Origin of the sequence: Streptomyces sp. NPDC005774, assembly GCF_042871645.1 — a bacterium.
Lineage (GTDB): Bacteria > Actinomycetota > Actinomycetes > Streptomycetales > Streptomycetaceae > Streptomyces > Streptomyces pratens.
The window spans coordinates 7334-7915 of record NZ_JBIAIV010000105.1 but is presented as its reverse complement, the minus strand read 5'-3'; the positions used below and the strand labels follow the sequence as shown (position 1 = coordinate 7915).

General features: G+C 70.3%; 1 protein-coding gene. It reads left to right on the top strand.

What is annotated here, in order from left to right:
- The first annotated feature begins 123 nt into the window (after positions 1-123).
- Positions 124-555 (top strand): hypothetical protein, encoded by a 432-nt coding sequence (locus ACFYQA_RS38875; protein WP_388928484.1) that lies wholly within the window; start codon positions 124-126, stop codon positions 553-555.
- The last annotated feature ends 27 nt before the right edge of the window (positions 556-582 follow it).

Sequence of the window (582 nt, the reverse complement as noted above, 5' to 3'; positions counted from 1 at the left end):
GGCGAATAGACCTTCATCACCATAATCGGTCACCCTCTCCCGGCCCCCACCGGGGCCGGAGGTCAGGGTGTCCACCACCCGGGGGGAGGTCCCCTGAACCGCACCGAGCTGGCCGGGGAGAGCGTGCGGGCCGCCCTGGAGGCGCTGGCGGTGGCCGCCCCCGTCTGGCTCGCCGAGGTAGTCGACGTCGCCGAGTTCGCGCACCGCTACGGGGAGCGGATCAACGGCTGGACGATGCCCACGTCCAAGACCAAGCGTGACCGGCTCGCCCAGGTGTTCGGGCAGGACGCGCTGACGCTGTGCCGGGCGGCCTGGGCCGATGCCGCCCCGCCGTGGATCCGCGAGATCGAGACCGTGCAGCTGCTGCGGCAGGTTCTGGTGCAGACCTACTACATCCACACCGACAACCGGGGCGGGAGGTGGTCAGGAAGCGGGAGGCCGACAAGGACGGCGGCCCGCCCGACAGTATCCGCCTGGCCTCGCCCTACGACGCCGATGCGCGCTGGGCCGCCAAGGGCGAGGAACTGTTCTGGCTGGGCTACAAGGTTCATTTGACCGAGACCTGCCACACTCCCCTCGAAG